Origin of the sequence: Nonomuraea phyllanthi (assembly GCF_006334985.2) — a bacterium.
Lineage (GTDB): Bacteria > Actinomycetota > Actinomycetes > Streptosporangiales > Streptosporangiaceae > Nonomuraea > Nonomuraea phyllanthi.
The window spans coordinates 15,961-42,038 of sequence record NZ_VDLX02000015.1; the positions used below are offsets into that span (position 1 = coordinate 15,961).

Annotated in this window: 26 protein-coding genes; 20 read left to right on the top strand and 6 right to left on the bottom strand. The window is 68.6% G+C overall.

The features are described 5' to 3' along the window. Position 1: 1 nt before the first annotated feature. From FH608_RS33790 to FH608_RS33855, 14 genes are all read left to right on the top strand, one after another. On the top strand, positions 2–553 hold the full coding sequence (locus tag FH608_RS33790; protein WP_139634445.1) for a NuoB/complex I 20 kDa subunit family protein: 552 nt from the start codon (positions 2–4) through the stop codon (positions 551–553). Continuing rightward, entirely contained in the window at positions 550–1,254 is a 705-nt protein-coding gene (locus FH608_RS33795; RefSeq protein WP_139634446.1) for an NADH-quinone oxidoreductase subunit C, read from the top strand. Before FH608_RS33790 ends, FH608_RS33795 begins: the two co-directional genes overlap by 4 nt. After that, the gene (locus FH608_RS33800) at positions 1,251–2,576 is read left to right on the top strand and encodes an NADH-quinone oxidoreductase subunit D (protein WP_139634447.1); all 1,326 of its coding nucleotides are present in this window, start codon (positions 1,251–1,253) and stop codon (positions 2,574–2,576) included. Before FH608_RS33795 ends, FH608_RS33800 begins: the two co-directional genes overlap by 4 nt. After that, a complete protein-coding gene (gene nuoE, locus FH608_RS33805; RefSeq protein ID WP_139634448.1) occupies positions 2,573–3,229 on the top strand; it encodes an NADH-quinone oxidoreductase subunit NuoE in 657 nt (218 codons plus the stop codon). The genes FH608_RS33800 and nuoE overlap by 4 nt, the downstream gene beginning before the upstream one ends. Then, a complete protein-coding gene (gene nuoF / locus FH608_RS33810; protein WP_139634449.1) occupies positions 3,226–4,515 on the top strand; it encodes an NADH-quinone oxidoreductase subunit NuoF in 1,290 nt (429 codons plus the stop codon). The genes nuoE and nuoF overlap by 4 nt, the downstream gene beginning before the upstream one ends. After that, positions 4,512–6,887: an NADH-quinone oxidoreductase subunit G gene (locus FH608_RS33815; protein ID WP_139634450.1), complete on the top strand. Its 2,376-nt coding sequence runs from the start codon at positions 4,512–4,514 to the stop codon at positions 6,885–6,887. The genes nuoF and FH608_RS33815 overlap by 4 nt, the downstream gene beginning before the upstream one ends. Then, entirely contained in the window at positions 6,884–8,185 is a 1,302-nt protein-coding gene (gene nuoH, locus FH608_RS33820) for an NADH-quinone oxidoreductase subunit NuoH (protein WP_139634451.1), read from the top strand. Before FH608_RS33815 ends, nuoH begins: the two co-directional genes overlap by 4 nt. Then, on the top strand, positions 8,172–8,687 hold the full coding sequence (nuoI, locus tag FH608_RS33825; protein ID WP_139634452.1) for an NADH-quinone oxidoreductase subunit NuoI: 516 nt from the start codon (positions 8,172–8,174) through the stop codon (positions 8,685–8,687). The genes nuoH and nuoI overlap by 14 nt, the downstream gene beginning before the upstream one ends. Continuing rightward, the gene (locus FH608_RS33830) at positions 8,680–9,462 is read left to right on the top strand and encodes an NADH-quinone oxidoreductase subunit J (protein WP_139634453.1); all 783 of its coding nucleotides are present in this window, start codon (positions 8,680–8,682) and stop codon (positions 9,460–9,462) included. Before nuoI ends, FH608_RS33830 begins: the two co-directional genes overlap by 8 nt. After that, positions 9,459–9,755: an NADH-quinone oxidoreductase subunit NuoK gene (gene nuoK, locus FH608_RS33835; protein WP_139634454.1), complete on the top strand. Its 297-nt coding sequence runs from the start codon at positions 9,459–9,461 to the stop codon at positions 9,753–9,755. The genes FH608_RS33830 and nuoK overlap by 4 nt, the downstream gene beginning before the upstream one ends. A gap of 76 nt (positions 9,756–9,831) precedes the next feature. Further along, positions 9,832–11,676 (top strand): NADH-quinone oxidoreductase subunit L, encoded by a 1,845-nt coding sequence (gene nuoL / locus FH608_RS33840; protein ID WP_193318802.1) that lies wholly within the window; start codon positions 9,832–9,834, stop codon positions 11,674–11,676. Next, on the top strand, positions 11,676–13,235 hold the full coding sequence (locus FH608_RS33845) for an NADH-quinone oxidoreductase subunit M (protein ID WP_139634455.1): 1,560 nt from the start codon (positions 11,676–11,678) through the stop codon (positions 13,233–13,235). The genes nuoL and FH608_RS33845 overlap by 1 nt, the downstream gene beginning before the upstream one ends. Next, entirely contained in the window at positions 13,232–14,818 is a 1,587-nt protein-coding gene (nuoN, locus tag FH608_RS33850) for an NADH-quinone oxidoreductase subunit NuoN (protein ID WP_139634456.1), read from the top strand. Before FH608_RS33845 ends, nuoN begins: the two co-directional genes overlap by 4 nt. A gap of 10 nt (positions 14,819–14,828) precedes the next feature. Beyond that, positions 14,829–15,818: a polyprenyl synthetase family protein gene (locus FH608_RS33855; RefSeq protein ID WP_139634457.1), complete on the top strand. Its 990-nt coding sequence runs from the start codon at positions 14,829–14,831 to the stop codon at positions 15,816–15,818. Here the strand turns inward: FH608_RS33855 and rarD are convergent. Beyond that, a complete protein-coding gene (gene rarD / locus FH608_RS33860; protein ID WP_139634458.1) occupies positions 15,786–16,709 on the bottom strand; it encodes an EamA family transporter RarD in 924 nt (307 codons plus the stop codon). The genes FH608_RS33855 and rarD overlap by 33 nt on opposite strands. Before the next feature lie 363 nt (positions 16,710–17,072). Between rarD and FH608_RS33865 the strand changes: the two genes are divergently transcribed. The 3 genes from FH608_RS33865 (at position 17,073) to FH608_RS33875 (ending at position 20,183) form a co-directional block, all read left to right on the top strand. Further along, positions 17,073–17,498, top strand: a complete 426-nt coding sequence (locus tag FH608_RS33865; protein ID WP_139634459.1) for a hypothetical protein — start codon at positions 17,073–17,075, stop codon at positions 17,496–17,498. A gap of 394 nt (positions 17,499–17,892) precedes the next feature. After that, positions 17,893–18,915 (top strand): PqqD family peptide modification chaperone, encoded by a 1,023-nt coding sequence (locus FH608_RS33870; protein ID WP_139634460.1) that lies wholly within the window; start codon positions 17,893–17,895, stop codon positions 18,913–18,915. Positions 18,916–18,920: 5 nt separating this feature from the next. After that, positions 18,921–20,183: a hypothetical protein gene (locus FH608_RS33875; RefSeq protein ID WP_139634461.1), complete on the top strand. Its 1,263-nt coding sequence runs from the start codon at positions 18,921–18,923 to the stop codon at positions 20,181–20,183. Positions 20,184–20,286: 103 nt separating this feature from the next. Here the strand turns inward: FH608_RS33875 and FH608_RS33880 are convergent, their stop codons facing one another. Together FH608_RS33880 and FH608_RS33885 are read right to left on the bottom strand one after the other, a co-directional pair. Continuing rightward, a complete protein-coding gene (locus FH608_RS33880; RefSeq protein WP_317135596.1) occupies positions 20,287–20,961 on the bottom strand; it encodes a DUF1707 SHOCT-like domain-containing protein in 675 nt (224 codons plus the stop codon). A 72-nt stretch (positions 20,962–21,033) separates the two neighbouring features. Beyond that, on the bottom strand, positions 21,034–21,918 hold the full coding sequence (locus FH608_RS33885) for an NAD(P)H-binding protein (protein ID WP_139634462.1): 885 nt from the start codon (positions 21,916–21,918) through the stop codon (positions 21,034–21,036). An 83-nt stretch (positions 21,919–22,001) separates the two neighbouring features. On the opposite strand from FH608_RS33885, the gene FH608_RS33890 reads away from it, so the two are divergent. The 3 genes from FH608_RS33890 to FH608_RS33900 all read left to right on the top strand — a co-directional run bounded on the left by FH608_RS33890 (position 22,002) and on the right by FH608_RS33900 (position 24,201). Further along, positions 22,002–22,565, top strand: coding sequence for a TetR/AcrR family transcriptional regulator (locus tag FH608_RS33890; RefSeq protein WP_139634463.1), 564 nt, complete (start codon positions 22,002–22,004; stop codon positions 22,563–22,565). Between the two features lie 163 nt (positions 22,566–22,728). Further along, on the top strand, positions 22,729–23,121 hold the full coding sequence (locus FH608_RS33895) for a hypothetical protein (RefSeq protein ID WP_139634464.1): 393 nt from the start codon (positions 22,729–22,731) through the stop codon (positions 23,119–23,121). Positions 23,122–23,541: 420 nt separating this feature from the next. Beyond that, entirely contained in the window at positions 23,542–24,201 is a 660-nt protein-coding gene (locus FH608_RS33900; protein ID WP_139634465.1) for a DUF2306 domain-containing protein, read from the top strand. Positions 24,202–24,257: 56 nt separating this feature from the next. Here the strand turns inward: FH608_RS33900 and FH608_RS51780 are convergent, their stop codons facing one another. The 3 genes from FH608_RS51780 to FH608_RS33915 all read right to left on the bottom strand — a co-directional run bounded on the left by FH608_RS51780 (position 24,258) and on the right by FH608_RS33915 (position 26,050). Continuing rightward, positions 24,258–24,782, bottom strand: a complete 525-nt coding sequence (locus FH608_RS51780; protein WP_226900138.1) for an RNA polymerase sigma factor — start codon at positions 24,780–24,782, stop codon at positions 24,258–24,260. 107 nt (positions 24,783–24,889) lie between these two features. Further along, positions 24,890–25,546 carry an alpha/beta fold hydrolase gene (locus FH608_RS33910; protein ID WP_139634466.1) on the bottom strand — a complete coding sequence of 219 codons (657 nt, stop codon included), beginning with the start codon at positions 25,544–25,546 and terminating at the stop codon, positions 24,890–24,892. A 72-nt stretch (positions 25,547–25,618) separates the two neighbouring features. After that, entirely contained in the window at positions 25,619–26,050 is a 432-nt protein-coding gene (locus FH608_RS33915) for a nuclear transport factor 2 family protein (protein WP_139634467.1), read from the bottom strand. Positions 26,051–26,078 lie beyond the last annotated feature (28 nt).

Genomic DNA, 26,078 nt, shown 5'->3' on the forward strand with positions numbered 1-26,078 from the left:
AATGGGACTTGAAGAGAAACTCCCCAGCGGGTTCATCCTCAGCACCGTCGAGGCGGCGGCCGGATGGGCGCGAAAGAACTCCGTGTGGCCGGCCACCTTCGGCCTGGCGTGCTGCGCCATTGAACTGATGGCCACCGGTGGCCCCCACTACGACCTCGCGCGCTTCGGCATGGAGCGCGCTTCGGCGTCTCCGCGCCAGGCCGACCTCATGATCGTCGCCGGCCGCGTCTCGCAGAAGATGGCGCCCGTGCTGCGGCAGATCTACGACCAGATGGCCGAGCCCAAGTGGGTCATCTCCATGGGCGTGTGCGCCTCCAGCGGCGGCATGTTCAACAACTACGCGATCGTGCAGGGCGTCGACCACGTCGTGCCCGTCGACATCTACCTGCCGGGCTGCCCGCCGCGGCCGGAGATGCTGATCGACTCTATCGTGAAGCTGCACGACAAGATCCAGAACATGAAGTTCGGCGCGCACCGGGCCAAGCAGATCGAGGAGCTCGAGCTGCAGGCGCTGCGCCCGCTGCCGCTGATCGATCAGGGGGCCGCGAAGTGACCTCGCCCGACAACCTCCCCGGCAGCCCGGACAGCGGCGAGACCCCCGAGGTCCCCGTTCCCGCGGTGCCCGAGTCACCGGTCGCCAGGCGTGGCATGTTCGGCGCCCAGGACACCGGCGACACCTCCGGCTACGGCGGTCTCGTCGTGCGCCGGGCGCCGCAGATCTCGACGCCCCGCCCGTACGGCGGCTACTTCGACGAGCTCGTCGACGCCCTCGGGCTCGACGACGCCATCGAGCGCGTGGTCGTGGACCGCGGCGAGCTGACCCTGCATGTGAAGCGGGAGCGGCTGGTCGAGGTCTGCCAGAAGCTGCGCGACGATCCCGCGCTGCGCTTCGAGCTCTCGCTCGGCGTCACCGGCGTGCACTACCCGCACCTGGCCGGCGAGGAGCTGCACGCGGTCATCCACCTGTGCTCGATGACCCACAACCGGCGCGTGCGCGTCGAGGCCAGCGCGCCCGACGCCGACCCGCACATTCCATCCACCGTCGGCGTTTACCCTGGTCACGACTGGCACGAGCGCGAGGCGTACGACTTCTTCGGGATCATCTTCGACGGTCACCCCGCGCTCACCCGCATCATGATGCCGGACGACTGGGAGGGATTCCCGCAGCGGAAGGACTACCCGCTCGGAGGCATCCCGGTCGAATACCGGGGCGCCACCATCCCCTCGCCCGACCAGAGGAGGTCTTACTCATGAGCACCGCTTATGACGAGGCGACCGAGGGCAAGGTCTACTCGGTCAACGGCGCGGACTGGGACGAGGTCGTCACCGGCGTGCGCGACTCCGAGGAGGAGCGCCTGGTCGTCAACATGGGCCCGCAGCACCCGTCCACGCACGGCGTGCTCCGCCTGGTCCTGACGCTCGACGGCGAGACGGTGACCGAGGCGCGCAGCGTCATCGGCTACCTGCACACCGGCATCGAGAAGAACATGGAGTTCCGGACCTGGACCCAGGGGTCCACGTTCGTGACCCGCATGGACTACCTCTCGCCGATCTTCAACGAGACCGCCTACTGCATGGGCGTGGAGAAGCTGCTCGGCATCACCGACCGCGTGCCCGAGCGGGCGCAGGCCATCCGCGTGATGATGATGGAGCTCAACCGCATCTCCTCGCACCTGGTCGCGATGGGCACGTTCGGCATGGAGCTGGGCGCGACGACGCCGTTCCTGTTCGGCTACCGCGACCGCGAGCTGGTCATGGACCTGTTCGAGTACATCACCGGCCTGCGCATGAACCACGCCTACGTCCGCCCCGGCGGCGTGAGCGTGGACCTGCCCGCCGGCACGGTCGACAAGGTCGGCGAGTTCCTCAAGGAGATGCCCAAGCGGATCAAGGACATCCGCAAGCTGCTCGACGAGAACCCGGTCTACGTGCGCCGCACGAAGGACGTGGGCTACCTCGACCTGACCGGCTGCATGGCCCTGGGCATCACCGGGCCGATCCTGCGCGCCGCCGGCCTGCCGTGGGACCTGCGCAAGACGCAGCCCTACTGCGGCTACGAGACGTACGAGTTCGACGTCGCCACCGAGCGCGGCTGTGACGTCTACTCGCGTTACCTCGTGCGCATGCAGGAGATGGAGGAGTCGCTCAAGATCATCGAGCAGGCCCTCGACCGCATCGCCGGCCCGCTCAAGGGCGAGCCGGTCATGATCGAGGACAAGAAGATCGGCTGGCCCGCGCAGCTGGCGCTCGGCCCCGACGGGTTCGGCAACTCGCCCGACCACATCGCCCACATCATGGGCACCTCGATGGAGGCGCTGATCCACCACTTCAAGCTGGTGACCGAGGGCTTCCGGGTGCCGGCCGGGCAGGCGTACGCCAGCATCGAGTCGCCCAAGGGCGAGCTCGGCGCCCACGTGGTCAGCGACGGCGGCACGCGCCCCTACCGCGTGCACTTCCGCGAGCCGTCCTTCTGCAACCTGCAGGGCTTCCCCGCGATGGCGGAGGGCGGCCAGGTCGCCGACGTGATCGCCGCGGTGGCATCTATCGACCCCGTCATGGGAGGTGTGGACCGGTGACGTATTCACCGGAAGTCCGTGAGCGTCTGGAGCGGGACGCCAAGGAGATCATCGGGCGCTACCCGAAGACGCGGTCGGCCCTGCTGCCGCTGCTCCACCTCGTGCAGTCGGAGGACGGCTACGTCAGCGACGACGGCCAGGAGTTCTGCGCCGAGATGCTCGGCGTCAGCAAGGCCGAGGTCACGGGCGTCGCGACCTTCTACACGATGTACAAGCGCAAGCCCGCCGGCGACTATCACGTCGGCGTGTGCATCAACGCGCTGTGCGCCGTCATGGGCGGCGACCAGATCTGGGAGGAGCTGTCGGAGCACGTCGGCGCCGGCCACGAGGAGACGACCTCCGACGGCAAGGTGTCGCTGGAGCGCATCGAGTGCAACGCGGCCTGCGACTTCGCCCCGGTCATGATGGTCAACTGGGAGTTCTTCGACAACCAGACCCCCGAGTCGGCCAAGCAGCTCGTCGACGACCTGCGCGACGGCAAGGAGGTGCGGCCCACCCGCGGCCCGAAGCGGCTGTGCACCTTCAAGGAGGCCTCGCGGGTGCTCGCCGGCCTGCCCGACGACCAGGCGGGTGACGGCCCGTCGGCCGCCGGCCCCTCGCTGGAGGGCCTGCGGGTCGCCAAGGCCCATGGATGGAAGGCCCCCGAGGCATGAGCACGACTTTGACACCGGTCCTGACAGCGAACTGGGACCAGCCCAACTCCTTCACCATCGACGTCTACGGTGAGTACGCGGCGGCGAAGAAGGCGCTGGGCATGGACCCCGACGCCGTCATCCAGTCCGTCAAGGACTCCGGCCTGCGCGGCCGCGGCGGCGCGGGCTTCCCGACCGGCATGAAGTGGGGCTTCATCCCGCAGGGCGACGGCAAGCCGCACTATCTCGTCGTCAACGCCGACGAGTCGGAGCCGGGCACCTGCAAGGACATCCCGCTGATGCTGGCCAACCCGCACGCGCTGGTCGAGGGCATCATCATCACGTCCTACGCGATCAGGGCCAACCACGCCTTCATCTACGTGCGCGGCGAGGTGCTGCACGTCGTCCGCCGGCTGCACGCGGCCGTGCGGGAGGCGTACGAGAAGGGCTATCTCGGCACCGACATCTTCGGCTCCGGCTTCGACCTGGAGCTGGTCGTGCACAGCGGCGCGGGCGCCTACATCTGCGGCGAGGAGACGGCGCTGCTCGACTCGCTGGAGGGCTTCAGAGGTCAACCGCGACTCAAGCCCCCGTTCCCCGCCGTGGCGGGCCTGTACGCCTCGCCTACTGTCGTGAACAACGTCGAGTCGATCGCCAGTGTTCCCTCGATCATCGGCAACGGCGCCGACTGGTTCGCCGGGATGGGCACCGAGAAGTCGAAGGGCTTCGGCATCTTCTCGCTGAGCGGCCACGTCACCAGGCCCGGCCAGTACGAGGCGCCGCTCGGCATCACGCTGCGCGAGCTCCTCGACATGGCGGGCGGCGTCAGGGCCGGCCACGAGATCAAGTTCTGGACGCCGGGCGGCTCCTCCACGCCGATCTTCACCAACGAGCACCTCGACGTCCCGCTCGACTTCGAGGGCGTCGGCGCCAAGGGCTCCATGCTCGGCACCCGCGCGCTGCAGATCTTCGACGAGACCACCTGCGTGGTCCGCACGGTGCTGCGCTGGACCGAGTTCTACGCCCACGAGTCCTGCGGCAAGTGCACGCCCTGCCGCGAGGGCACGTACTGGCTCAAGCAGGTGCTCAAGCGCCTGGAGAAGGGCCAGGGCACCGAGGAGGACCTGGCGACGATCACCGACATCGCGGACAACATCCTGGGCCGCTCGTTCTGCGCTCTGGGCGACGGCGCGACCAGCCCGATCCACTCCTCCGTGAAGTACTTCCGCGACGAGTACCTCAAGCACTTCGAGATCGGCGGCTGCCCGTTCGACCCGAAGAAGTCCACTCTCTGGGGTGAGCAGTGACAGTCGTAGAGACCGAGACGAACCTGGTGACCCTCACCATCGACGGGTTCCAGGTCAGTGTCCCCAAGGGCACTCTGATCATCAGGGCAGCCGAGCTGCTGGGCATCCAGATCCCCCGGTTCTGTGACCACCCGCTGCTCGACCCGGCGGCCAACTGCCGCCAGTGCCTGGTCGACATCCCCGACGCGGGCAACGGCCGCGGCTTCCCCAAGCCGCAGCCGTCGTGCGCGATCGAGGTCGCCGAGGGCATGGTCGTGCAGACGCAGCTCACCTCGCCGGTGGCCGAGAAGGCGCAGCGCGCGGCCATGGAGTTCCTGCTGCTGAACCACCCGCTCGACTGCCCGGTCTGCGACAAGGGCGGCGAGTGCCCCCTGCAGAACCAGGCCATGTCCAACGGGCGGGGCGAGTCCAGGTTCCAGGAGCAGAAGCGCACCTTCCCCAAGCCGCTGCCGCTGTCGACGCAGGTGCTGCTCGACCGCGAGCGCTGCGTGCAGTGCGCCCGGTGCATCCGCTTCTCGGACCAGATCGCCGGTGACCCGCTCATCGACTTCTTCGAGCGCGGGGCCAAGGAGCAGGTGCGAGTTGCCGACGGCAAGCCGTTCAACTCCTACTTCTCCGGCAACACGGTGCAGATCTGCCCGGTCGGCGCGCTGACCGGCGCCGCCTACCGGTTCAGGGCCCGCCCGTTCGACCTGGTCTCCACGCCGAGCGCGTGCGAGCACTGCGCCGCCGGCTGCGCCCAGCGCACCGACCACCGGCGCGGCCGGGTCACCCGCCGCCTGGCGGGCAACGACCCGCAGGTCAACGAGGAGTGGAACTGCGACAAGGGCCGCTGGGCCTTCACCTACGCCCAGCAGCCCGACCGGCTCAAGACGCCGCTGGTCCGCAACGAGGAGGGCGTGCTCGTGCCCGCCTCGTGGCCGGAGGCGCTCTCGGTGGCCGCCCAGGGGCTGGCCAGGGCGCGCGGCAAGGCCGGCGTGCTGGTCGGCGGCCGGGTCACGGTCGAGGACGCCTACGCGTACGCCAAGTTCGCCCGGGTCGCCCTGAACAGCAACGACGTCGACTTCCGCGCCAGGCCGCACTCCGCCGAGGAGGCGCAGTTCCTGGCCCACGCGGTGGCCGGCAAGGGCATCGAGATCAGCTACACCGACCTCGAGAACGCCCCGCACGTGCTGCTCGTCGGGTTCGAGCCCGAGGACGAGTCGCCGATCGTCTTCCTGCGCCTGCGCAAGGCGTGGATGAAGAAGGGCCTCAAGGTCACCTCGATCGCCCCGTTCGCCTCGCCCGGCCTCGCGAAGATGGGCGGCACGCTCATCCGCACCGCGCCCGGCGCCGAGGCCGACGCCCTCGGCGACCTGCTCGGCACCCTGCCCGAGGGCACGATCGTGCTCGCGGGCGAGCGCCTGGCCACCGTGCCCGGCGCCCTGTCCGCCCTCGTACGGCTGGCCAACGTCTCCGACGCCAGGCTCGCCTGGGTCCCGCGCAGGGCCGGCGAGCGCGGCGCGGTCGAGGCCGGTGCCCTGCCCGCGCTGCTGCCGATCGGCCGCCCGGTCGACGACGAGAGCGCCAGGGCCGAGGTCGCCAGGGCGTGGAACGTGGCCTCGCTGCCCGCCACGCCGGGCCGCGACACCGCCGGCATCCTCGCCGCCGCCCGCGACGGCGAGCTGGACGCCCTGGTCGTGGGCGGCGTCGACCCCTACGACCTGCCCGACCCGGCGGCGGCGCTCGAAGCGCTCGAGCACACGCCGTTCATCGTCAGCCTGGAGATCCGCGCCAGCGCCGTCACCGACCGCGCCGACGTGGTCCTGCCCGTCGCCGCCGTCCAGGAGAAGAGCGGCACGTTCGTCAACTGGGAGGGCAGGGGCCGCTCGTTCGAGGCGCCGCTCAAGGTGCCGGGCCTGCAGTCCGACCTCGCCGTGATCGGCAACCTGGCCGACCGGATGGACGTCCACCTGGGCCTGCCGGACGCCAAGGCCGCCCGGCGCGAGCTGTCCGGGCTGGGCGCCTGGCGCGGCAGCCGCGTCAGCGCGCCGAACGCCCTGACCCGCACCCCCGAGGTGCCGGAGGCGGGCAAGGCGCTGCTGGCGACCTGGCACCTGCTGCTCGACGAGGGCAGGCTGCAGGACGGCGAGCCGTACCTCGCGGGCACCGCCCGCGCAGCCGAGGCACTGGTCTCCGAGGCCACCGCGGCCGAGCTGGGGGTGTCCGACGGCGACAAGCTGGTCGTCGGCGACACCGTCACCCTGCCCGTACGCGTCGCCGACCTGCCGGACCGGGTGGTCTGGGTGCCGTCCAACTCCGGCGGCTGCTCGGTCACGCGTGACCTGCGCGCGGTGGCCGGCGACATCGTCACCATCGGGAGCGCGTCATGACCCACGTTCTCGCGGCCGATCCCACGCTTGCCGACTTCGGCAAGGACCCGCTGTGGATCACGATCATCAAGGCCGTGCTGCTGTTCGTCTTCCTGATGCTGAGCGTCCTGTTCGGCGTCTGGTTCGAGCGCAAGCTGATCTCGCGGATGCAGAACCGGTACGGCCCCAACCGGGCCGGCAAGTTCGGCCTCCTGCAGTCGGTGGCCGACGGCCTGAAGATGGGCCTGAAGGAGGACCTCTTCCCGCGGACCGTGGACAAGGTGCTCTACCTGCTGGCCCCGGTCATCATGGTCGTGCCGGCGTTCCTGGCCTTCTCGATCGTGCCGTTCGGGCCGATGGTCAACCTGTTCGGCGTGCGGACGCCGCTGCAGCTGGTCGACCTGCCGGTGGCGGTGCTGTTCATGCTGGCCATGGGCGCCGTGTCGGTCTACGGCGTGGTGCTGGCCGGCTGGTCGTCGCGCTCGCCGTACGCGCTGCTCGGCGGCCTGCGCTCGGCGGCCCAGGTGGTCTCGTACGAGATCGCCATGGGCCTGTCGTTCGTGGCCATCTTCCTGTTCGCCGGGACGCTGTCCACCTCGGAGATCGTCAAGGCGCAGGAGCAGACCTGGTTCGTGGTGCTGCTCATCCCGTCGTTCCTGGTCTACGTGGTCTGCATGTTCGGTGAGGCCGCGCGCATCCCGTTCGACCTCCCCGAGGGCGAGGGCGAGCTGGTCGGCGGCTTCCAGACCGAGTACTCCTCGTCGCTGAAGTTCGCTCTGATCATGATGGGCGAGTACCTGCACACCTTCACCGCCTCCGGCATCGCCGTGACGCTGTTCCTCGGCGGGTGGCGGGCACCGGTCCCGATCTCCTGGTGGGCCGGCGCCAACGAGGGCTACTGGCCGGTGCTGTGGTTCTTCATCAAGTTCGTGCTCACCTTCTGCTTCATCATCTGGGTACGGGCCTCGCTGCCCCGGGTCCGCTACGACCAGCTCATGTCCATGGGCTGGAAGGTGCTGATCCCGGTCAACCTGGCGTGGATCCTGCTCGTGGCGGCCGTGCGCAACATCGTGGTCAACGAGGAGAGCCGGACGCTGGGCATCGTGCTCGGCGCGGTCATCGTGATCGGGGCGCTGGCCATCTGGATGCGGTTCGACACCGTCAACCAGCGGCGAAGGGAAGCGCAGAAGGCCCAGGTCGAGGCCGAGTTCGAGGAACTGTCCGAAGAGCCGACGGCCGGCGGCTTCCCGGTGCCGCCGCTCGATCTGCCGCACTACCACGGGGTGCAGCACAAGGAGATTCCCAGTGGGACTAACTGATTGGCTGAACCCCGTCAAGGGCTTCGGGGTCACCTTCCACACCATGTTCAAGAAGCCCGTCACGACGAACTACCCGGAGGAGAAGAGGCCGACGGCTCCTCGCTTCCACGGGCGTCACCAGCTCAACCGCTGGCCTGACGGGCTGGAGAAGTGCGTCGGGTGCGAGCTGTGCGCCTGGGCGTGTCCGGCCGACGCGATCTACGTCGAGGGCGCGGACAACACGGACGAGGAGCGCTTCTCGCCGGGTGAGCGGTACGGGCGCACGTACCAGATCAACTACCTGCGCTGCATCCTGTGCGGCCTGTGCATCGAGGCGTGCCCCACCCGCGCGCTCACGATGACCAACGAGTACGAGCTCGCCGACACCTCGCGCGAAAGCCTCATCTACACCAAGGAGATGCTTCTCGCGCCGCTGACCCAGGGCATGGAGCAGCCACCGCATCCCATGCGGCTCGGCGAGACCGAGGAGGACTACTACCGGCTGGGGCGGACCAATGGGTGAGACCGTCACGTTCTGGGTGCTCGCCGTGGTGTCCGTTGGCGCGGCGCTCGGCATGGTCTTCAACAGGAAGGCCGTCTACTCCGCGCTGATGCTCGGCACGGTGATGCTCTGCCTCGCGGTCCTGTACGCCGTGCAGGACGCGCCCTTCCTGGCCGCGGTGCAGATCATCGTCTACACCGGCGCCATCATGATGCTGTTCCTGTTCGTGCTCATGCTGGTGGGCGTCGACTCCTCCGACTCCCTGGTGGAGACGCTGAAGGGGCAGCGCTTCTGGGCGATCGTCGCCGGCCTCGGCTTCCTGGCGCTGATCATCCTGGCCATCGGCAACGCGGCCTTCTCCGACCAGGCCGGGCTGGCGCAGGCCACGGCGCAGGGCGGCTACATCCGCTCGATCGCGCTGCTGCTGTTCACCAAGTACGTGTTCGCGTTCGAGATCACGTCGGCGCTGCTGATCACGGCCGCGCTGGGCGCGATGGTGCTGGCGCACCGCGAGCGGCTCACCGAGAAGCCCACGCAGAAGGACCTGTCCCGCGCCCGGTTCCTCGGCGACCACCCGTCGCCGCTGCCGGGCCCCGGCACGTACGCCAGGAACAACGCCATCGACATGCCGGCGCGGCTGCCCGACGGCTCGGTCGCGGAGTCCTCGGTCAACCGCTACATCGCGCGCTACGACGTCGAGCACGGCCATCTGCCCGAGGACCCGGAGCTCGCCGAGGCCATCAGGCACACGGCCGAGGAGGACTCCGAAGAGAGCACCAACGAGGTGACGAAATGACGACGCACTACCTCGTCCTGTCCGCGCTGCTGTTCGGCATCGGCGCGGTCGGCGTGCTGATCCGGCGCAACGCGATCGTGGTGTTCATGTGCGTGGAGCTCATGCTCAACGCCTGCAACCTCGCATTCGTCACCTTCTCCAGGCAGGTCGGCAACCTGGAGGGTCAGATCATCGCGTTCTTCGTGATGGTGGTGGCCGCGGCCGAGGTCGTGGTCGGCCTGGCCATCATCGTGACGATCTTCCGAACCCGCAGGTCCGCGTCCGTCGACGACGCGAACCTGCTGAAGTACTAAGAGGTGACTGGTGGAATCTGAAATCGCTCAGATCGCCCAGTACGCCGGCGACGGAGTGATCGGGCTCTCCTGGCTGATGATCGCCTTCCCCTTGGTGGGAGCGTTCATCCTCCTGGTGTTCGGCCGGTTCACCAACCGCTGGGGCCATCTGCTGGGCGTGGCCATGTCCCTCGCCTCGTTCGTCGTGGCAGTGCTGGCGTTCATGGAACTCATCGGGTTCGGGGAGGATCAGCGCCGGCAGGCCGTCCATCTCTATGAGTTCATCCCCGGCATGGTCGACATGGGGCTGCTGGTCGACCCCCTGTCGATCAGTTTCGCGCTGCTCATCACCGGCGTCGGCTCGCTGATCCACATCTACTCGATCGGCTACATGTCGCATGACGAGCACCGCCGCCGGTTCTTCGCCTACCTGAACCTGTTCGTGGCCGCGATGCTCCTGCTGGTGCTGGCCGACAACTACGTCGGCCTGTTCATCGGCTGGGAGGGCGTCGGCCTGGCCTCGTACCTGCTGATCGGCTTCTGGCAGTTCAAGCCGTCGGCGGCGGTCGCCGCCAAGAAGGCGTTCGTGGTCAACCGCGTCGGCGACTTCGGCCTGCTGGTCGGCATGTTCGTCATCTGGACCTCGTTCGGCACGCTCGCGTTCAAGGACCTCGGGGCCAAGGTGAGCGGCGCCGAGAACGGCGTCACACTGGCCATCGGCCTGCTGCTGCTCCTCGGGGCGTGCGGCAAGTCGGCGCAGCTGCCGCTGCAGTCCTGGCTGCTGGACGCCATGGAGGGCCCGACCCCGGTCTCGGCCCTGATCCACGCCGCGACCATGGTCACCGCCGGCGTCTACCTGGTGGTCCGCTCCGGCGCGTTCTTCTTCCCCGAGGGCTCGGGCGCGGCGCTCGCCGCGGCCATCGTCGGCGCGGTCACGCTGCTGGCCGGTGCCATCATCGGTTGCGCCAAGGACGACATCAAGAAGGGCCTGGCCGGTTCGACGATGTCGCAGATCGGCTACATGATGCTCGGCGCGGGCCTCGGCCCGGCGGGGTACGCGTTCGCGATCGGCCACCTGATCACGCACGGCTTCTTCAAGGCCGACCTGTTCCTCGGCGCCGGATCGATCATGCACGGCATGAACGACGAAGTGGACATGCGCAAGTACGGCGGTCTGCGCAAGTACATGCCGGTCACCTTCGCCACGTTCTTCATCGGCTACCTCGCGATCATCGGCTTCCCGCTGCTGTCCGGCTACTTCACCAAGGACGGCATCATCGAGACCGCGGTGCACCACCAGCCGGTGCTCGGCTGGCTGGCCGTGCTCGGCGCGGGCATCACCGGCTTCTACATGTCGCGGATGGTCTTCATGACCTTCTTCGGCCAGAAGCGCTGGGCCGATGACGCCCACCCGCACGAGTCGCCGTCCGTGATGACCGTGCCGCTGATGATCCTCTCGCTCGGGGCCCTGGGCCTGGGCGCGTACCTCGTTCTGGGCGGCACGCTCTACACCTTCCTGCGGCCCGCCGTGGGCGGCGAGGCCACCCCGCCGGTCTTCGACTTCGCCAGCACGCCGGGTCTGGTCACGCTGGTGCTCGTCGCCATCGGCGCGGCCATCGCCTGGGTGAAGTACGGACGGGCCGAGGTTCCCGCCGTGCAGCCGCGCGGGTCGTTCGTCACCACGTTCGCCCGGCGTGACCTGTACGGTGACGCGCTCAACGAGTCGCTCTTCATGCGCCCCGGCCAGTGGCTGACGCGCATCGCGGTGTTCTTCGACAACCGGGGCATCGACGGGCTGGTCAACGGCCTGGCCGCGGGCATCGGGGGCACGTCGGGGCGCCTGCGGCGGGTCCAGACGGGCTTCGCCAGAACGTACGCGCTGTCCATCTTCATCGGTGCCGCCCTGCTGACCGGCGCCCTGCTCCTCGTTGGGAACATCTGATGTCACCCTGGCTTCCGATACTCATGGCGGTGCCCGTGGTGGGCGCCATCGTGGTGGCCCTGCTTCCCAAGGGCAGTGACAAGCTGGCCAAGCAGCTCACCCTGCTGTTCTCGCTGCTGACGCTGGTCCTCACGGGCGTCATGGCCGCCGGGTACAAGCCGACGGGCCCCCGTTTCCAGTTCGCGGCCGAGTACGACTGGATCCCGAGCTTCGGCGTGAAGTTCGGGGTCGGCGTCGACGGCGTGGCGCTCGTGCTGATCGCCCTGTCGGTGGTGCTGGTGCCGATCGTGGTGCTGGCCTCCTGGAACGACGCCGACGGCGTCAAGACGGCCGACGGCACGATCGTCGCGCCCAAGCGGTCGGTGAAGACGTACTTCTCGCTGCTGCTGGTGCTGGAGACGATGATGATCGGCGTCTTCGCGGCGACCGACGTCTTCCTCTTCTACGTCTTCTTCGAGGCGATGCTGATCCCGATGTACTTCATGATCGGGTCGTACGGCGGCGCCCAGCGGTCCTACGCGGCCGTCAAGTTCCTGCTGTACTCCCTGTTCGGCGGCCTGCTCATGCTGGTCGCGGTCATCGGGCTCTACGTCCTCGCGGGCAGCAAGACGTTCATGTTCCCCGAGCTCGTCGGGGCCATCCAGGACCCGGCCATGCAGAAGTGGCTGTTCGGCGGCTTCTTCATCGCCTTCGCGATCAAGGCGCCGCTCTGGCCGGTGCACACCTGGCTGCCCGACGCGGCCGCGCAGGCCCCGGCCGGCGCCGCCGTGCTGCTGGTGGGCGTGCTCGACAAGGTCGGCACGTTCGGGATGCTCCGCTTCTGCCTGGAGCTGTTCCCCGACGCCGCCAAGGCGTTCACGATGCCGATCGTCGTGCTGGCGGTCATCAGCATCATCTACGGCGCCATCGTGGCCATCGGGCAGACCGACATGAAGCGGCTCATCGCGTACACGTCGATCTCGCACTTCGGCTTCATCGTGCTCGGCGTGTTCGCCATGTCGGACGTCGCCCAGTCCGGTGCGGCCCTCTACATGGTCAACCACGGCTTCGCCACCGGCGCGCTGTTCCTGGCCGCGGGCTTCCTCATCGCCCGGCGCGGCTCGCCGTACATCAAGGACTACGGCGGCGTGCAGAAGGTCGCACCGCTGCTCGCCGGCTTCTTCCTGATCGCCGGCCTGGCCGGACTCTCGCTGCCCGGACTGTCGTCGTTCGTGAGCGAGTTCATGGTCATGATCGGCACGTACTCCAGCGAGGCCCACGGCTCGGGCGCCCTGACGGTGGCCGCGGGGATCTCCGCGCTGGCCGTCATCCTCGCCGCCGTCTACATCCTGTGGATGGTCCAGCGGACCCTGAACGGGCCGACGGCCGAGCCGGTCAAGGCGTTCAAGGACCTGAACGCCCGCGAGGTGTGGGTGCTGGCCCCGCTGGTCGCCCTGATCATCGGGTTCGGCTTCTTCCCCAAGCCGCTGCTCGACGTGATCAACCCGTCGGTCCAGGCCACGCTGACCAACGTGCACGTACCGACCTCCACCATCGCTGAGAAGGGGACAGGTCAGTGAACTCCATCCCAGCGCCGACGATCGAGTACGGCACGCTGGCGCCGCTGCTGGTGGTCTTCGGCGCGGCCATCATCGGCGTGCTCGTCGAGGCGTTCGCGCCCCGATACCTGCGTAAGGCCATCCACGTCCCGCTCACCCTGCTGAGCCTGATCGGCGCGTTCGCGCTCGTGCTCGTGCAGGTGCTGCGCGGTGACGTGCCGACCTCGGCGGTCGCCATGGGCGCGGTCGCGGTGGACGGGCCCGCCCTGTTCATCTGGGGCGTCATCCTCATCCTGTCGTTCGTGTGCGTGCTGCTGATCAACGACGAGGGCCACTTCGTCGCCTCGGCCGCGGCCGTGCCCGGCAGCGCCGACGAGGAGGAGGCCGAGGCCGCGGGCGCCGGCGGGCACACCGAGGTGTACCCGCTGGTGCTGTTCGCGGTGGGCGGCATGCTGCTCTTCCCCGCCGCCCACGACCTGCTGACGATGTTCGTCGGCCTCGAGGTCATGTCGCTGCCGCTCTACCTGCTGTGCGGCCTGGCCCGTCGGCGCCGCCTGCTCTCGCAGGAGGCGTCGATGAAGTACTTCCTGCTCGGCGCGTTCTCCTCGGCGTTCTTCCTGTACGGCACCGCGATGGTGTACGGCTTCGCCGGCACCGTCTCGCTGCCCGGCATCAACGCCGCCCTGGCCAAGAGCACCGCGCTCGACCCGATCCTGATGCTGGGGCTGGCGCTGCTCGGCGTGGGCCTGATGTTCAAGGTCGGCGCCGCGCCGTTCCAGGCGTGGAAGCCGGACGTCTACCAGGGCGCCCCGACCCCGATCACCGCTCTCATGGCCTCCGGCACGCTCGTCGCGGCCGTGGGGGCCGTGCTGCGCGTGCTCTGGGTGGGTCTGGGCAACCTCGACTGGAACTGGCGGCCGGTCATCTGGGGCGTCGCCGCCCTGACGATGATCGTCGGCTCGATCCTGGCGATCACGCAGACCGACATCAAGCGCATGCTCGCGTACTCGTCCATCGCGCACGCGGGCTTCCTGCTCGTCGGCGTGATGGCCACGTTCGGCACCGCCGCCCAGAACGCCGTCTCCCTGAAGGCGATCCTGTTCTACCTCGCGGTCTACGGCATCACCACCGTGGGCGTCTTCGCGGTCGTCACGCTCGTGCGCGACCCCGGCGGCGAGGCCTGGCACCTTTCGCGCTGGGCCGGGCTCGGCAAGCGCTCCCCGGTGCTGGCAGGGACGTTCGCCTTCTTCCTGCTGGCCTTCGCCGGCATCCCGCTGACGAGCGGCTTCTTCGGCAAGTACGCCATCTTCGCCGCCGCCCTGGACAGCGGGACGCAGGCCGGCGACTCCATGGGCGGCTGGATGGCCGGCCTGGTCGTGCTGGGCGTGGTGGCCTCGGCCATCGCCGCGTTCTTCTACGTCCGGGTCATCGTGCTGATGTTCTTCAGCGAGCCCGCGGCCGACGGCCCGGCGATCGCGGTGCCCAGTATGGGGACCGTGGCGGTCATCGCCGTCTCCCTGCTGGTTACCGTAGGGGTGGGACTCTACCCGGAGTCCGTGCTCGGCATTGCCAACGACGCTGCTCGCAGCCTGTTCATCAGATAGGGGTTTCCGTATGTCCGCGCCTCCCGTGGTTGACCTTCCCATCGAGGACGAGCGGTTGGCGCAGGACGTGGCCAACGGAATGGCCGCGGTGGAGAAGCTGCTGCGCTCGTCGGTGGAGAGCGAGGACGCCTTCGTCACGGAGGCGTCCAAGCACCTCATCGAGGCCGGAGGCAAGCGCTTCCGCAGCTTGATGGTGCTGCTGGCCGCCCAGTTCGGCGACCCGTCCGCGCCGGGCGTGGTGCCCGGCGCGGTCGTGATCGAGCTGACCCACCTGGGCTCGCTCTATCACGACGACGTCATGGACGAGGCCCCGGTCCGCCGGGGCTCGCCGTCCGCCAACGCCCGGTGGGACAACACCGTGGCCATCCTCACCGGCGACTACCTGTTCGCCCAGGCGTCCGACATCCTGGCGGACCTCGGCCCCGAGCTGATCCGCATCCAGGCGCAGACGTTCTCCCGCCTCGTTCAGGGGCAGATCCGCGAGACGGTCGGGCCGCGCGAGGGCGAGGACGCGATCGCCCACTACCTGGGCGTCCTGGCCGACAAGACCGGCTCCCTGATCGCCGCCTCCGGCCGTTTCGGCGCGCTGCTGTCCGGGGCCCCCGCAGAGGTCGAGGAGCGGCTGAGCCGGGCGTGCGAGGCGATCGGCGTGGCCTGGCAGCTGGGTGACGACCTGCTGGACGTGGCCTCCTCGGGCGCGCAGTCCGGCAAGACGCCGGGCACCGACCTGCGCGAGGGCGTCAAGACGCTTCCGGTGCTGTACGCGCTGGCCTCGGGGGAGTCGTCGCGCCTCAGCGACCTGCTCTCGGGCCCGGTGGCGGAGTCGGACATCGACGAGACGCTGACCTTGCTCCGCGCCCACCCTGGGATGGGGCAGGCGCGGGCGGAGCTCACGTCCTGGGTGGACCGGGCTCGTACCGACATTTCCAGCCTCCCCGACATCCCCGCCAGGTCCGCATTTTTGGCGCTATGTGACTACGTGGTTGAGCGTTCCGGCTGATTTCCTGATCCGCGCCTGCGCGCGGGCCGTCCTGAAGCTGTCGTACGTGAAGATCGCCAGGGCCAGCCAGACGATCGAGAACCCGATCCACCGGCTGGACGGCATCGTCTCCTTGACGATGAGCACGCCGCAGGCGAACTGCAGGAGCGGCGCGATGTACTGCAGCAGCCCCATGGTGCTCAGCGGCACGCGGATCGCCGCCGCCCCGAAGCAGATCAGCGGCACGGCCGTGACGAGCCCCGCGCCGACCAGCAGCACGGCATGCCCGAGGCCCTCCTGCCCGAAGGTGCCCTGCCCGCTGCCGTGCAGGAAGAACAGGTAGCCCAGCGCCGGCACCACCAGCACGAGAGTCTCCACCGCGAGGCTCTCGGTGGCCGGCACGTTCGCCCGCTTCTTGACCAGCCCGTACACCCCGAAGCTCATGGCCAGGGTGAGCGCGATCCACGGCAGCCGCCCGTAGTCGAGCGTCAGCACCAGCACCGCCAGCGCCCCGAACCCGACCGCCGTCCACTGCAACGGCCGCAGCCGCTCCCGCAGCAGCACCACCCCGAACACCACGCTGACGAGCGGGTTGATGAAGTACCCCAGAGCGCTCTCGACGACGTGCCCGCTGTTGACGGCGTAGATGTACATCCCCCAGTTGACCGTCACCACCACGGCGGCGATCGTCAGCAGCGCCAGCTTCGCCGGCTGCCTGGCCAGGGTCCGGACCCACGACCAGTGCCGCCGTACGGCCAGCACGGCGAGCACCGCGACCAGCGACCAGGCCATCCGGTGCGCCAGGATCTCCACCGCCCCGGAGGGCTTGAGCAGTGGCCAGTAGAGAGGGAAAAGTCCCCACATGGTGTAGGCGGCGACCCCGAACCACACACCTCGCCGAAGGTCAGGCATGAACCCCATCTTCGGCCATTACCACCTTTAAACACAAATGACGTCCGCTATACGGAATCGTGTAGCCGTCCTAAAGCATTGGACGCAGCATCGGCGGCACCGGCGTCTCCTGCCCCGTGGGCATCGTGTCGGTAGATGAGTGGATCAGTTTCTCAGGAGGAAAGCCGTCTCGTCAGCGCAGATGGCCGAACCTCGGAGTCGAGGTCGAGCCCGCTCCACTGATCGTCGGGGGACGGAACGCCGATTTCGGCCCCCGGCTGGACGCTGTACTTCTGACGTGCCGTTCCCCGGATCGCGGGCGAGCAGCGTGTCATGAGATCTTCGAGCTTGGGTCGGGTGTCCGAGCGAAGGAAGCAAAGGCCGATGCGCTTTTTCTGGTGGGTGGTCGCGCCGGTGCTTGCCGGGCTCGTCCTGCTCGCCGCCGGCCTCGAAGTGGTCCCCGCATACACCGCACAGTTCGGCACCGGGATCCCTGGCACCTTCACCGCCACCGAACACGAGTGCGGCGGGCGCGACTGCGTCTGGCGTGGGGACTTCGTCTCCGATGACGGCTCGGTTGTCAGGCGCGGAGTCGGTCTGGCACCGGGGGCGGAGCCGACCGGTGTGGGAGACCGCGTCGCGGCGACGGAGACGGGTAACCGGCGCAACGTCTATCCGCGGAACGGCTCCGCGGACTGGTTGCTGATCACTCTGCTCGGCACGGCGAGCCTGGTCGTGCTCGTCGTCTGGGGGGCCGGGGTGGTACGCGCGATCCGCCGATCGGTACGGAGAGGTTCGGCCGGATCCTGATCGCTGTCAAGACCGCTTGAGGGCCCGTTCGAGTGACAGAACGCGTTCGATTCATGTCAAATATGATCTTACGTCCGGATCATCGCGCAGGTAAGATCACTTACCAACGGCCGACCTCCGACCCTTATGGGAGGCAGCATGGAGAAGCGTGATCAGGTAACCGACGACAAGAAGGCGACCAAGAAGATCAAGCTCGAGATCAAGCGGCTTGAGAAGGTCGAGACCACCGGGCTGCGTGAGGGTGGCTGATCTCTAAGAGTTCAACCGGCCGGTCAGGGCACTCCTGACCGGCTTCCTATGTCCTGTGACCTGGAAGGTTCTCGTGCGCGTCCCCCGCATCAAGCGCGTTCACCAGCCCATGGCACTGCCTGGTGATCGCATCATGATCGGCCTCATGCAGCAGGGCATATCCTCCGAGATCCAGGATGACGAGGACGGCTCGATAGCCCGGCTGATCGTCCTCATGGATGGCACCCGTACGGTCGACGAGGTTTGCGCCGCGTTCGCCGAAACCCATCCCGACGTCGATGAGCAGGACGTCCGTGAGGTCATCCAAGGGCTGATCGCCAACGGGTTCGTCGAGGAGGCCGGCGCGCCGCTGCCGGCCAATCTCACCGAACGCGAAGCCAGGCGCTACGAGCCGGCCAGGAACTACTTCGCCTGGATCGACCCGGTTCCGCGCAGTTCGCCGTACGAGATCCAGTCCAAGATCAAGGATGCCACGGTCTGTCTGCTCGGCGTCGGCGGCACGGGCTCGGCGGTGGCGGCGGGGCTTGTCTCCAGCGGCATCGGCGCCCTCCACCTGGCCGACTTCGACACCATCGAGGAAGCCAACCTCACGCGCCAGCTCCTCTACACCGAGGCGGACATCGGCCGGCCCAAGATCGACACCGCTGTCGCGCGCCTGCGCCAGATGAACAGCCTGGTCAACGTTACGGGAAGTACCGTCAAGGCCGGTGGATCCGACGACATCGCGCGGCTGATGGACGAGTGTGACGTGTTCATCCTGTGCGCGGACGAACCTCACCCGGACATCATGTTCTGGACCAACGACGCGGCGCTGCGCACAGGCACGCCGTGGTTCGTCAGCTTCTACACCGGGCCGATGGCCGTCGTCGGATCCCTTGTCCCGCACCGGACCGGATGCTGGATGTGCCTGCGGCGCCAGGAGGACCAGCGGGAGTTCAAGGCCCACGGCCGCTCCCTCACCGAGGAACGGCCCAACGCCGTGATCGCGGCCAGCGCCAACATCAGCGGGCACCTGTGCGCCCTCGAGGTGATGTACCACCTCGGAGGCCTGCCCACACAGGCCCGCGGCCGCGTCTTCCACTGGAACTACGGCATGTGGGACCACTCCTACTACATCGACATCCCGCACTACGACGACTGCCCGGCCTGCGGAACCGGGCCGTCGTAGTGGCCGTGCTGATCACCGCCGACAGCCTCGTCGGCTTCCACCGGCTGATCGCTCGCCCGGACGACGACGATCCGGATGTCGTGGTGGTGGGCAGGGCGGAGATCGGTGAGTTCATCGAGCTGCCCGCCGTGTACGGCGAGGCGATCCGGCTCCTGCGCGAGGGGCTGCCGGTCAGCGCCGTGGAGGAGCGGCTGGCGGCCGAGCAGGACGTGGAGATCGACGTCACCGAGCTCGTCGAGGCGCTGACAGAGCTGGGCTTCGTCGACTCGGTGGACCAGGACCGGCTGCCGGACCCCGGCGCGGACGCCTCGCGCAGCCACTTCCCGTGGCTGACCGACCGGCACGTGAGCTGGATCTTCAGCCGGCCGATGAAGCTGGGCTGGCTGCTGGTCGTGGGAGCGGCGCTGGTCACGCTGGCGGTCAGGCCCGATCTGCTGCCGCACTACGCGGACTTCTTCTGGGGCGAGTACGTCGGGCTCACAGTGCTGGTCAACACCCTGATGGTGTCGTTGACGCTCAGCACGCACGAGATGATGCATCTCATGGCGGCCCGATCGCTCGGCGTGCCGGGCCGCATCGGTTTCGGCACCCGGCTGCACAACCTCGTCGTGCAGACCGACGTCACCGGAGTGTGGGGCGTGCCCAGGCGATCCCGGTACCGCGTCTACCTGGCGGGGGTGGCATGGGACCTCTTCCTCATGGCGTCGCTGACCCTGCTGGTCGCACACGTGGCCCTGCCCCCATTGACGAAGGCCCTTTTCCAGGCGCTGGTCGTGGCCGTGCTCATGACCATCCCCTTCCAGCTCCAGGTCTACATGCGCACGGACCTCTACTACGTCCTTCGCGACCTCCTGCGTACGCGCAACCTGTTCGACGACGGACTCGCCTTCGCCCGCTATCTGCGCGCGAGGACTGTCGCGCGCCTGCGCCGACGCCCTTGCCCGGTCGAGGACCCGACCCGCGAGCTCGCCCCTCACGAGCGGCGGGCCACCCGTGTCTACTCCGTCTTCCTGGTCGTCGGCGCCACGGTCTCGCTCACCGCGTTCGCGCTGTTCGCCGCCCCGATCGCGATCTCCGCGCTGTTCCGCGCGGTGGGTGCCATCGTCGACGGTTTCAACGGCGGCTCGGTACTGCCGGCGCTGGACTCCGGGTTGCTGCTCCTCATCGAGGGTGCCATTCAGGCGCTCTTCGTCGTGACCTTCGTCCGGAACCATCGGCATTGGTTCAGGTGGCGCCGCTCAGCCGATCGAGGCACCTCCGTCGCCTGAAGCGCTACCACCGACACCGCTCCTCCTACCTGGAGACGTCTGCCGGGTGGCGGGTCTGGGAACGCTGAGCCGCTCCTGATGTCGCGGAGCGTTCCCGGGTCACTCAGCGCTTGGGCCGGCGTGGCTTGCCGGTCACCCCGCCGAACAGCGCCAGGCCCTTCACCACGAGCACCGGCGCCGACGGATCGACGTCCGGGCTGCCGTGCACGTCGAAGCCGCCGAAGATCCCGATGCCCTCGCTGCGTACCTCCATTCCCTCGGGCACGATGATCTCGCCCCCGCCGAAGATCGCGTTTATTCTGATTTCGACTTCCCTCGCCTCGAACTCGGCGTTGGTCATGTCGAGCTTCACGCCACCGAAAAGGGCGAGCGCCGTGGTCCGGCGTCGGACGCGCCAGCGCCCCTTGCGCTCGCTGCCGCCGAAGATGGCGATGACGTTCTCGGGCGCGGACTCCGTGGCCGGCGAGTTGGAGACCAGGTTCGCGGTCACCGGCTGGCGCTGGTCGGTCTGGAGGTCTTGGGTGAGGACTTGGAGTTCTCCGACGGTTTTGGCCTGGTAGAGCTTGTCCAGGCGTTCGGAGTACTCATCGTGGCTCAGTTGGCCGGTGCTCATGGCTTCACCGAGTACGGCGGCGATCTGCTCCCTGTTGCTGTCGGAGGCGCGGAGATGTGACAGCTGAGCGTCCCTGGGCGAGGGGCGGTTTTCCATATCGGTCACGATAGTACTTGTCTGTTCCCATGGGGAGGCCGCGCTTGATCTCCAAGAGACCGTCGACATGTGGGCCGAGTGCCCGTCGAAGTCCGGCCGAGCAGCACTCGTACGGCTTGAAGTGGAGCGCTGTCACCAGCGTCAGGATGCCCAGGCATCCGCGGCGGGCTTGAGCACCTCCCTGCACCAGGTGCGGAAGTCTGTCGATGTGGGCTTGGCGATCGCCCAGTCCGCGTCGTAGATGCCGAGGTCCTGTGCGGCGAATGCCTCGGTCGTGTCCTTGACCGCCTGGTCGCTGGCGCCTCGCGAGCGGAGCAGCGACGCGTAGTCGTCCATGCTCATGCGACGGTAGGTGACCGGACGCCCGAGTTCCTGGCTGATCACCTCGGCCATGCCGTCAGGGGTCAGTCGGTCGGGGCCGAACACGGGGAGGTTCTCCTGGCCGGTCCAGGACAGGTCGGTGAGCAGGTCGGCGGCGGTGCCGGCGATGTCCCGCGTCGCGATCGACGCCAGCGGCAGGTCGCCCGCACAGGTCAGGTAGAACGCGCCCTGGCCGCAGATCGCGCCGAGTTGCCCGAGGAAGTTCTCTATGTAGAAGGGCATGGACAGCGCACGGTACGCCGCACCTGACCTGCCGAGTTCGGAGTCCATCGCGAAGGCCGCCGAGAGGACGCCCGCCGGGGTCGGCCAGCCGTGCCCGGCGCTGGACACTCCGACGACGTGGCCGACATCGTGGCGGGCAATGGCGGCGGCGCCCGCCCGGGCGAAGCTCAGATAGTGCTCCTCGGCGCTCGGCGCCTGCGGGTTCGGCGGGACGAGCCAGAACAGTGCCTCGGCTCCGGGCAGTGCCTTGTCGAGCACGGCCGGATCGTCGTGGGAGCCCTCGACGGTCTCGACCCGCTCGCGGACGGCGTCCTCCAGACGCGAGGCGTCACGGACGACGACGCGGACCTCCTTGTCCTGGTCGAGCAACTGGCGGACCAGCCGGCTGCCGATCTGCCCGGTTGGTGTGGTGACGACGATCATCGAATCTCCTCTAACCTGAACATGAACTCCGGTTCCGAATATAGAGACGGCTTTCATGCGTCGTCAACTACAGTGGAGTGACCATGACCGCTCCCGAACGCTCGCTGCGCGCCGACGCCCGGCGCAACCGCGAGGCCGTCCTCGCCGCCGCCGCCGAGCTGTTCGCCCAGCGAGGCGACGCCGTGCAGATGGACGAGATCGCCGAGCGCGCCGGCCTGGGCGTCGGCACCCTTTACCGGCACTTCGCCGACAAGCAGGCGCTACTCGCGGCGATCATCGGCCGCCGGTTCGAGGCGATGACCGCCCTCGCCCGCGCCGCCGCCGAGGCCGAGGATCCATGGGAGGCGTTCGAGACGCTGCTCTACGGCTACCTGGAGTCGGCGCAGGCCGACGCCGCCTTCCGCTTCGCGCTCCTCGGGCCGGAAGAGCCGAGCTGGAACGACATCGTCGCCGAGAAGACGGATTTCTCGGCCATCACCGAACGCATCGTGCGGCGCGCCGTCGATGCCGGCCGCCTCCGTGACGACTTCCGCGCCGATGACTTCGTCCTCATCACCCGGGGCGCCATGGCGAACATGACCGGCGCGGGTGGCTGGCGCAGGCATGTCATGCTTCTGCTCGAGGGCATCGGCGGCCCCGAACGCTGACCCGACGTCTCATGCCTCCGGCTTGAGTGGCTTTCTGAGTGGTCCAAGGGATTTCCGGCAGATCTGATGAAGACCGAAGATTGGCGAGGTAATTTCGGATCGGGTCGATCGTGACCGTTCCCATCGGTTGATGACAAACGCCTGCATGGGGCAGAGTGATCGTGTGACGAAGGTCGTTCCGGCTGAGCGGATGCCGACCGCAGCACTGGCCGCCAGGGTCGTCGTGACCTTGCAGGTAGGCATGGGGCTTTTATTCGCAGCCACTTTCCTGGCGGGCGCAGTGGCTGTCTCCGGCGATCCGGCGCTTCTCGTGGAGTTCATCCCTGGCCTCTTGCTCGTGGCGCTTCTGGGGTGGCTGATATTTCGGTGGCGGTCACGCAGGAAGTGGGTGCGCTGGTCCGCCATCGCCATCGAGGTGGTCGCGGTGGGCATGGGCGTCATCACGGCCGCCGTCGGTGGCGCGCTCGATTGGGGGACGCTGATCAGACAGGTCCTGCCGCTCGCGATCATCGTCCTGCTGCTCACGCCCTCGGCGGCACGCTGGTTCGACCGTTGACGTCGCCCATCGTGAGGTCATAGGTACGGCGGACGCCGGACCGCGGTTCCGGCGGGCCGCACAGCTTCCGATAGACCTCGCGTAATTCAATGGTCGCGAACGCTGCCGCGTTTCTCTCAGCCGGTGAGCCGTTTGCGCCAATCCAGGGGTGTGACGGTGATGGTCTGGTCAGGAGTTCTTCCGCGGCGACCCGGACATGCCGGCCGCCGTCCTCGGTGCACACGGTGATCGAGAGCATGCCGCCCATGCCGGCACGACTTACAGGGGCGGGCCGGCTGGTGAAACGTGGTCGGCCGTTGCGGAGGAAGGGTGGGAGGGCGGCGATAGCCGAAAGTACGAGAGATCGGTGGTCGATCGGGCGGCTCAGGTCGGGCCTCTCGGCTGAGGATTTCGCATGGCGCCGGCCGTCACCATCAGGGCATGAGCGACGAGAGCATGGCAGTACGATCCGCGCGTTCACCGCGTGGCCGCGCCCGGGGTGGGTGGCGGGTTCCGGCCGGGTTGATCGCCCTCGGCCTCGTTCCCGTGGTCGCCGGTGCCTTACGCATGACCGAGCTGGCCGGCGGTCCCGTGAACCTGCCGCGGACCGCGGCCCTCGCGGCGCCTGTGCCGCTGGTGCTGCACATTGTCAGCGTCACCGCGTACAGCATTCTGGGAGCTTTTCAGTTCGTACCTCGGCTGCGGCGCCGAAGGAACGGCTGGCATCGGAGAGCGGGGCGGCTGCTCGTTGTGTGCGGGCTGCTGGCGGGGCTCACGGGAATGTGGATGGCGTATTTCCACAGCCGCCCCGTGGACGGCGATCTCCTTCTCGGCTTCAGGCTCTTCTTCGGTGCGGCGATGGTCGTCTCGATCGGGCTCGGATTCGCCGCGATCCGGCGGCGGGATTTCTCCCGGCATCGGGCCTGGATGATCCGGGGTTATGCCATCGGCATGGGAGCCGGTACGCAGGCGTTCACGCAGGCGCCCTGGATGCTCTTCTTCGGGGCTCCGGGTCAGTTGCCGAGGATGTTCCTGATGGTCGCCGCGTGGGTGATCAATCTGGTGGTGGCCGAATGGGCCATCCGGCGGTGGCGCGGGTGAGCGCGCGACCGCCGGATGATGGGCGGCGTGACGGGGCGGGTCGTGAGCGGCGGCCTCTACTGCGGTGCCGTGTCGGTCCACTCCGCGACCTCGTACGTCTCGTACTCCGACACCTCGCCCGGCTTGTGGAAGCGGTCAGGCTGGGTCGCGGCCGTCAGGCGGCGCGGCCTGCCGTCGTCCCCCGGCGGGAGGTCGCGGGAGCCCCGTGGCGGGGTCGCCACGAGATCGCGGATGGCCAGCAGCGTTCCGGTGCCGGGGTCGATGATCCACTGGCGCCGGTAGGTGCCGAGCTGCTCGGGCGCGGTAGAGAGGCCGAGAGGGACGGTCGTCTCCAACGGCAGGGAGATCACCACCCCAGGGCGGCCCAGCGGGTCGGTCGCGTCGAATCGCCCTCGCTGCCGGAACGCGGTGGCGAACGCCTCCGCGACGATGTCGTCGGCGAGCGTACGGCCGAGGCGGCGCTTGATGTAGGCGTGCAGGCGCGGCGCGTGGCGGCGGAACAGCTCGCCGAACGCCTCAGGGTCCGTGGAAGAGGCCGCGACGATTTCGGAGTCGCCGAGCTGCTCCGTGGGCCGACTCACCACTCAGGCCGTGGCCATGGGGCGGCCTGTCGCTTCATGATCGGTTCCTCCGTGTCCGAGGCGCTGACTACCTCTCTATCCCGGAGGCCGCCCCATGGTTGCGTCCCTTATGCGCCGATCGCCGCGAGGCGGTCGGCGAGTTCGCCCGGCCGCGACAGCATCACCATGTGACTGCCGGGCATCTCGTCCGGGACGATGCCGAGCCGCTCCTTGACGTGGCGGCGGACGAAGTCCGCGGGGAAGAGGCGGTCGTCCCGGCAGAGCAGGTACGTCGTCGGGACGTCGGGCCAGGCGGACAGGGGCCAGGGCTCGCGACACGCGCGATCCATGCTCATGTTCACGGCGAGCGCGCCGTCGTGGGCCAGCACCCGCTCGGCCAGCTCGCGCGGGACGTCATGCAGGCAGAGCTCGTAGCTGTCGTCGATGCCGGACGAGGGCCGGCCGCTCTGTGCCCACCAGTCGTCCGGCGGCTCGCCCGGGCTCGGGATCATGGCTGTCACCAGCACCAGCGCGGCGGCCTTGACGCGAGCGCAGACGAGCGGGCCGACGAAGCCGCCCCAGGAATGGGCCACCACGACCGGGCGCGGGCGCTCGCCGACCGCCCGGACCACGGCGTCCGCGTAGTCCCAGAGTGTCGCCTGCGGATCGGACATGGGCAGGTCCACCGCGACCGTGTCGTGCCCGCGACCGCGTAGTTCCGCTTCCAGCAGGTGCCAGTCGAAGGAGCTCCCGCCGCCGCCGTGAATAAGAGCGAAAGTCGTCATGACTGTTATGACCAGCGATGGCGGGACAAGTCATCGGTGCCCGCCGGTACGACGCGGGGAGAGGGTCGGCGGTCAGCGCGTCGCCGAGGCGGTGTCCGGCACGGAGGCGCGGGCCTCCATGAGGGGGAGCGGGTCGAGGTAGTCGCGGTAGGAGGTGATCCGGCCGCCCGAGATCCGGAACACGGCGATGATCGACTGGTGGTACGGCGCGCCCGTGGTCGTGATGCTGCCGTGGGCCTCGTACTCGGCGATGACGGTTCCGGGGTCGTCGGTCTCGTAGATGGTCATGTCGGTGAACTCGTCGAACCTGATCGGCGCCTTGGCGGCGGCGGACAGGTAGCGGCGGATCTCCTCGTGGCCTTCCAGGCGTCCCGGCACGCCGGCCGGCCGGTGGGGCCACTCGATGCTGCCGTCGGGGGCCATCAGGCCGAGGAGCGTCTCGTAGTCCTGCGCGAGGCCCGCGGCGAGCACCCGTTCGACGATCTGGCGCGGGGTTTCGGGCATGGGAGAGGCTCCGTTCGTTGTACGCATG